We start from the raw sequence: 6736 nt of genomic DNA, 5'->3' as shown, positions 1-6736 counted from the left end.
CGTGTGATTCCAAGAAGAGATGAGAAACGAATCGCTTGTGAACGAAGACTGGGCGCGTGTTGTTTCGCGGCTGGGCGGAGCTGAGGCTCTGGAGGCTGGCGCGCGGGAGACGAAGGCGTTTGTTCGCCCGCGCGAGATCAGCAATGCAGTCGATCTGCTGCGGCTGATCCTTGCGTATTGCCTGGGCACGAGAGGTCTGCGGTTGACGGCGGCATGGGCGACTTCGGTGGGCCTTGTCGATATCTCCAACGTGGCTCTGTTATACCGGCTGCGTCAGTCCGGGGATTGGCTTGCACAGCTGATAGGCCGGGCACTTGCGAGCGGTGCGCCGAAGGCAAGCCGCGGTCGACTGATCCGCATCGTTGACGCCACGACGGTCCCAAAAGCTGGAACCGGCGGCAGGCAGAAGAATGCGGTGTGGCGCATCCACAGTGCGTTCGATCTTCCGCAAGAACGTTTTGGTCACTTCGAGCTGACCGACGAACGCGCGGGCGAGACGCTGGACCGGATCCCGCTGATTGCCGGCGAGATCCGTCTTGCCGACCGCGCCTATCTGCAGCCGGAGCGCATGGCGTATCTGGTCGAGGCCGGTGCGGACTTCGTGATCCGCTCGGGCTGGAAGAGCGCTTGTTGGCTGGATCGCAAAGGCAATCTGATCGATCTCGTCGCCGAACTGCGCAAGGCCGCGGCACGCGGCATCATCGACCGGCCGATCTGGGTAAAACGCAAGTCTGGTGGAGCACCGCTTGCTGTGCGTTTGGTTGCCGTCAAGAAACCTGCAGATGCGGCTCAGGCTGCACGGCGCAAGGCACGCAGGACGGCTCAGAAGGGAGGCCATCGTCTCTCCAGGCAAACGCTTGATGCTGCGGATTGGGTGATCCTGGTGACCTCGCTCAAGCCCGAGGACTTCACAACCGCTGATCTGCTTGCCCTTTACCGGCTGCGATGGCGGATCGAACTCGGCTTCAAGCGGCTGAAGAGCCTGATTGGCTTGAAAGGACCTCCAGGAACTGACGAGCGGTCTGCCAGACCCCATATCCTCGCTCACCTGCTGATCATTCTTCTGCTCGAGCCGCTTGTCGACGAACTCGAGGACTCTCCCCGCTTGGCCGAAGCCGCCTAACCAGACCTGCAGCATGGCGCCTGCTCCGTCAGCTCATCGCCTCCCTGCTCCAAGCCATCATTCCCCAGCCCACAATCGCGCGTCTGCGCAGAGCCAGCCTCGCTCTCCAACGACATCTGCGCGAGCCTCCCAGACGTAAACGCCGCTATCAGGCCATGATCAAACTATCTTAGCGCCTATGGGCTTTCGCCGGGACGACACCGCGTTTGATGTCCACTGCTGTAGTCACCTCACGGCGCTGCCGGCGCCCGATCCTGCCCGACGTTGCGCGACCGCGCGGCCTTCTGCAGCATGCGGGCGAGCTGCTCGGCCGAATAGGGCTTTTGCAGCAGTTCGAAGCCGTGGCTGCCTTGCTGCGCCAGCGTCTGGCTGTAGCCCGAGGCGAGCACGACCGGCAGATCGAGCCCCTGCCGGCGGATTTCCTGCGCGAGTTCAATGCCGCTCATGCCGGGCATCACGACATCGGTGAACACCAGGTCGTAGCGGCCGGGGTCGATCGCGAGTTCCTCCAGCGCGTGGGTGGCGTTGCCGACCAGCACGGCGGTGTAGCCGAGCTGGTCCAGCGCGTCGGCGGCGAATTTCCCGACCTCGGGATCGTCGTCGACGACCAGCACCGAGGCGCCATGGCCATCGACCGGTGCATCATCCGTGAGCGGCACTTGCGGCGGGCGATTACCGCTCGCGCGCGGCAGATAGAGCGTGAACGTCGCGCCCTTGCCGAGCTCGCTGGCGACATCAACCTCGCCGCCGGACTGCTTGGCGAAGCCGAACACCTGCGACAGGCCGAGGCCGGTGCCCTGGCCGACCTCCTTGGTGGTGAAGAACGGCTCGAAGATGCGGCCGAACATGTCCTGCGGAATTCCGACGCCGGTGTCGGTCACGGAGATCGCGATATGGCCATGCGGGCTCGGCGAAGCAGCGCTCGCGGACGGCAGCGCGTCGGTCCGGCGCACCGCGATCGTGAGCCGGCCGACGCCGTCCATGGCGTCGCGCGCGTTCACCGCCATGTTGATCACAGCGGTCTCGAACTGGCCCGCATCGGCGTTGACGAGGCAGGGCTCGTCCGGCACCTCGGTGACGATCTCGATGCGCGATCCGATCAGGGTTGCGATCATCTCGCTTAGGGTATGGATGCTCCGGCCGGCGTCGAACACTTCGGGCTTCAGCGTTTGCCGGCGCGCGAAGGCCAGCAACTGGCCGGTCAGCCTGGCCGCGCGGTTCACGGTGTTGGAGATCGCGTCGATGTAGCGCTGCCGCCGCGGCTCCGGCAGGTCCGGCCGCCGCAACATATCGGCCGATGCGCGGATCACCGTCAGGAGATTGTTGAAGTCGTGCGCGACGCCGCCGGTGAGTTGTCCGAGCGCCTCCAGCCGCTGGCTGTGCCGCAGCGCCTCTTCGGCCTCCGCGCGCTTGCCGGCTTCCTCGTACAGGCGCTGCGTTCTGCGGAACGCCAGCGCAAGCAGGCCAAACAGCAGCAGGGTGGCCGGGACCCCGAAGATCAGGTGCTGGGCCATAGTCGCGATCCAGCGCGCCCGGATCGCCGAGGTTTCCAGCCCGGCGGTGACATAGATCGGGTATTCCGCGAGTCGCTGATAGCGCAGGCGCCGTTCGATGCCGTCGCCCGGCAAGTTGATCGTGACCAGACCGGCCTGCGGGTTGGCGACGAGCTGTTGCCCGAGCGCTCCGCCCGGCTCGAACCGGAACGCGCGCGCGATCGCCGGGAAATGGGCCAGCACGGCGCCGTCAGCCCGGATCAGCGCAAAGAAGCTGCCGCGTTCATAGCCGATCCGCGCATAGAAATTCTCGAAATAGTCGGGGATCACCGACGCCTGGACAACGCCGCCGAAGCTGCCGTCCTCATTGGTCCGCCTTCGGCTGACACCGAAGAACGGCGACCCCAAATAGGGCGCGCGCGGTGTCAAGGCCTCGCCGATGAAGGTGCCGACGTCCTGGTCGACCTGCGCCCTGAAGTAATCGCGATCCGAGAAATCGATAGCAGGGGCGGGCACCGTCAGGCTGTTGACGAGCGCATGGCCCCTGGCGTCGAAGATCCATGCCGATTTCATTTGCGGCAGCGACGCCGCGAACTGGCTGAGGCGCTGATGCAGGCTCTCCTGGCGCGCAGCGATCTCGGCATCGGGGAGACCGCGGACAATCTCGGCGATCTCCGACAGGCTGCCGTCGATGGTCTCGAACACCTTGAGCGCGTGCTCGTGGGTGACGTCGAGCGTGCGGGCGATCTCCCGGTCCGCCGCCTCGTTGGTCGAAACCCAGGCCATCGCAGAGGCAAAAACGAACAGCGCCAGCGGGAAGGCCAGCGAGGCGGCCATCATCCATCGCAGCAGTCTCAGCGAATTCCGTTGTGCGGTCTGCACGGGCGCTCCGGCTCCGGGGCGGACCTTAACGCAAACCATCGCGCGGGAGAAAGCGAAACCCGATCCCGGCTTGAGGCCTTCACGACCGCCCGGCGATCGCCATATGCGCCGGCTCGCGACCTCGTCAGAAGCGAGCGGCGGTCAGGCGGGAAATCCAGCGAATCGACGCGGATGATTGCTGTTTTTAAGGGTTCTAAAACCCGTTACGGGCAAACGCTTGACCGCATGATTACCTGCTGGAAAAGAGGCCGCATGACAGGCGATCCAAAAAGCTCAGAGGATATCCGGCTCGGCCTTGCGGATCGCGGTTTTTCCGGAAAAATTCTCAGGCTCGATACGCAGGTGACGGGTTCGTCGCTCTCTCCGGAGGAGCTGGAGCAGCGGCTGGTCGAGATGGGCTTTGTCGAGGGGGCGCGCGTGGAAATCCTGCATGAAGGTGCGATCCGTCGTGATCCGATCGCGGTACGCGTCGCCAACATCACGATCGCGCTGCGGCGGAGTGAAGCCATGGCTGTGATCGTAGAATGACAGTGATCGTCGCATGACAACCGCGTCCCTGCGCCTGGCCCTGGTCGGCGCGCCGAACACCGGCAAGACCTCGCTGTTCAACAGGCTGACCGGCAGCACCCAGAAGGTCGCCAACTATCCCGGCGTCACCGTCGAGCGCAAATCCGGCAGCTTTTCCACGCCGGAGGGCCGCAGCGTGACCGTGCTCGACCTGCCCGGCACCTATTCGCTGCGCGGCCGCAGCCCGGACGAGGAGATCACGCGCGATATCGTGCTCGGGCGCTTTGCCGGCGAGGCGATGCCGGATCTGGTGCTCTGCATCGCGGATGCGACCAATCTGCGGCTGACGCTGCGCCTTGTCCTCGAGCTGAAGCGCGTCGGCCGCCCGATGATGCTCGTGCTCAACATGATCGACATCGCGAAGCGCCGTGGTGTCGACATCGACCTCGACCGTATGTCGCAGGAACTCGGCCTGCCGATCGTCACCTCGGTCGCCGTCCGCAAGGGCGGCGTCGACGAGCTGCTCAAGCGGACCGACGAATTCATGGCCCGGTCGCATGAGGCACCGCAGGCCAGTCAATGGGCGACGCCGACGGTTGCCGATCTCAAGGCGGCGCAGCGCGAGGCGGATCGCATCATCGCCGCGAGCGTGACACTGCCGGCTAAGCCGGACACGCTGACCACCCGGATCGATGCCGTGGTGCTGCATCCGGTCGCGGGGCTGGTGATCCTCGCTTTGATCCTGTTCGTGATGTTCCAGGCGGTGTTCAGCTGGGCGCAGCCGGCCATGGACCTGCTGTCGGACAGCTTCTCCGCGCTCGGCCAATTGATCCACGACGTGATGCCCGAAGGCTGGGGCCTGCTGCAGAGTTTCCTGCAGAACGGCTTGATCTCGGGCGTCGGCAGCGTGATCGTGTTCCTGCCGCAGATCATCATGATCTTCCTGTTCATTCTGCTGCTGGAAGATTTCGGCTACATGGCGCGCGCGGCGTTCCTGATGGACCGCATCATGGGCGGCGCCGGGCTGCATGGCCGCGCCTTCATTCCGCTGCTGTCGAGCTTTGCCTGTGCCATCCCGGGCATCATGGCGACGCGGGTGATCGACAATCGCCGTGACCGGTTGACGACTATCCTGATCGCACCGCTGATGACCTGCTCGGCGCGGATTCCCGTGTACACGCTGATCATCTCGGCGTTCGTTCCGGCGACCAGCGTCTGGGGCTGGATCAATTTGCAGGGGCTCGTCATGTTCGGCCTCTACGCGGCCGGCATCATCAGTGCGCTGAGCGTCTCGGCGATCGCAAAGTTCTTGCTGTGGCGCGATCATGCGCCGGCGCCGTTCATGCTGGAACTGCCAGACTACAAGGTGCCGCGGCTGAACAGCATCGCGATCGGCGTCTATACCCGCGCCAAGATGTTCCTGTATCGCGCCGGCACCACCATCCTGTCGATGATGGTGCTGATCTGGTTCCTGGCGTCGTTCCCGACCGCGCCTGTTGGTGCAGCGGGGCCGGCGATCAATTACAGCTTCGCGGCGATGATCGGTCATGCGATCGAGCCGCTGCTCGCACCGATCGGCTTCAACTGGCAGATCGCGGTGGCGCTGATCCCGGGCATGGCGGCGCGCGAGGTCGCTGTCGCGGCGCTCGGCACCGTCTATTCGATCGAGGGCGGCAAGGAGGCCGCGGATGCGATCGGCCAGGTGCTGGCGCAGAAATGGACGCTGGCGACCGCGCTGTCGCTGCTGGTCTGGTACATCTTCGCGCCGCAATGCGCCTCGACGCTGGCGGTGATCCGGCGCGAGACCGGAAGTTCGATCTGGATGGTGGTGACGTTCGTCTACATGCTCGTGCTGGCCTATGCCGCGAGCTTCCTGACCTTCAATCTGGCGCGGGCGATGGGGATATCGTAGCGCCCAAGCCTTTTAGCGTCCCGGCGCCAGATCAGATCTGGCGTTCGACCAGCTTGAGTTTCAGCTCGGCGATTGCTTCCGAGGGGTTGAGGCCCTTCGGGCACGCCTTGGCGCAGTTCATGATGGTGTGGCAGCGATAGAGGCGGAACGGGTCCTCGAGATTGTCGAGCCGCTCGCCGGTCGCCTCGTCGCGGGAGTCGGTGACCCAGCGGTTCGCCTGCAGCAGCGCGGCGGGGCCGAGGAAGCGCTCGCTGTTCCACCAATAGCTCGGGCACGAGGTCGAGCAGCAGGCGCACAGGATGCATTCATAGAGGCCGTCGAGCTTCTCGCGGTCCTCGTGGCTCTGCCTCCACTCCTTCTGCGGCGTCGGCGTCACCGTCTTCAGCCACGGCTCGATTGAGGCGTACTGGGCATAGAAATTGGTGAGGTCGGGGACGAGATCCTTGACGACAGGCTGATGCGGCAGCGGATTGACCTTCACCGCGCCGCCGGAGGCCACGTCGTGCATCGACTTGGTGCAGGCCAGCGTGTTCTGGCCGTCGATGTTCATCGCGCAGGAGCCGCAGACCCCCTCGCGGCAGGAGCGGCGGAAGGTCAGCGTCGGATCGATGTTGTTCTTGATCCAGATCAGCCCGTCCAGCACCATCGGGCCGCAATCGTGGGTGTCGACGTGATAGGTGTCGACGCTCGGATTCTTGCCGTCGTCCGGATTCCAGCGATAGACCCTGAATTCGCGCGTCTCGGTCGCGCCGGAAGGCTTCGGCCAGGTCTTGCCGCCGGAAATCCTCGAATTCTTCGGAAGTGCGAATTCAACCATGC

At 64.7% G+C, this 6736-nt stretch carries 5 protein-coding genes; 3 read left to right on the top strand and 2 right to left on the bottom strand.

Features of this window, described 5'->3' with window-relative positions; translation table 11 throughout:
* The first annotated feature begins 19 nt into the window (after nt 1–19).
* Complete coding sequence (locus tag UP09_RS23930) at nt 20–1123, top strand: IS4 family transposase (RefSeq protein WP_044535962.1); 1104 nt, start codon at nt 20–22, stop codon at nt 1121–1123.
* A gap of 230 nt (nt 1124–1353) precedes the next feature.
* Here UP09_RS23930 and UP09_RS23925 read toward each other — a convergent pair whose 3' ends face one another.
* Nucleotides 1354–3498: a hybrid sensor histidine kinase/response regulator family protein gene (locus UP09_RS23925; RefSeq protein WP_044540765.1), complete on the bottom strand. Its 2145-nt coding sequence runs from the start codon at nt 3496–3498 to the stop codon at nt 1354–1356.
* A 252-nt stretch (nt 3499–3750) separates the two neighbouring features.
* Here UP09_RS23925 and UP09_RS23920 point away from each other — a divergent pair, with 252 nt between their 5' ends.
* Nucleotides 3751–4026, top strand: coding sequence for a FeoA family protein (locus UP09_RS23920; protein ID WP_044540764.1), 276 nt, complete (start codon nt 3751–3753; stop codon nt 4024–4026).
* A gap of 13 nt (nt 4027–4039) precedes the next feature.
* Entirely contained in the window at nt 4040–5917 is a 1878-nt protein-coding gene (gene feoB, locus UP09_RS23915; protein WP_044540763.1) for a ferrous iron transporter B, read from the top strand.
* Between the two features lie 31 nt (nt 5918–5948).
* Here feoB and UP09_RS23910 read toward each other — a convergent pair whose 3' ends face one another.
* The gene (locus UP09_RS23910; RefSeq protein WP_044540762.1) at nt 5949–6734 is read right to left on the bottom strand and encodes a succinate dehydrogenase iron-sulfur subunit; all 786 of its coding nucleotides are present in this window, start codon (nt 6732–6734) and stop codon (nt 5949–5951) included.
* Nucleotides 6735–6736 lie beyond the last annotated feature (2 nt).

It is taken from the genome of Bradyrhizobium sp. LTSP885 (genome assembly GCF_000938305.1).
Taxonomy (GTDB): Bacteria; Pseudomonadota; Alphaproteobacteria; order Rhizobiales; family Xanthobacteraceae; genus Bradyrhizobium.
This window is presented reverse-complemented; position numbering and strand designations above follow the sequence as displayed.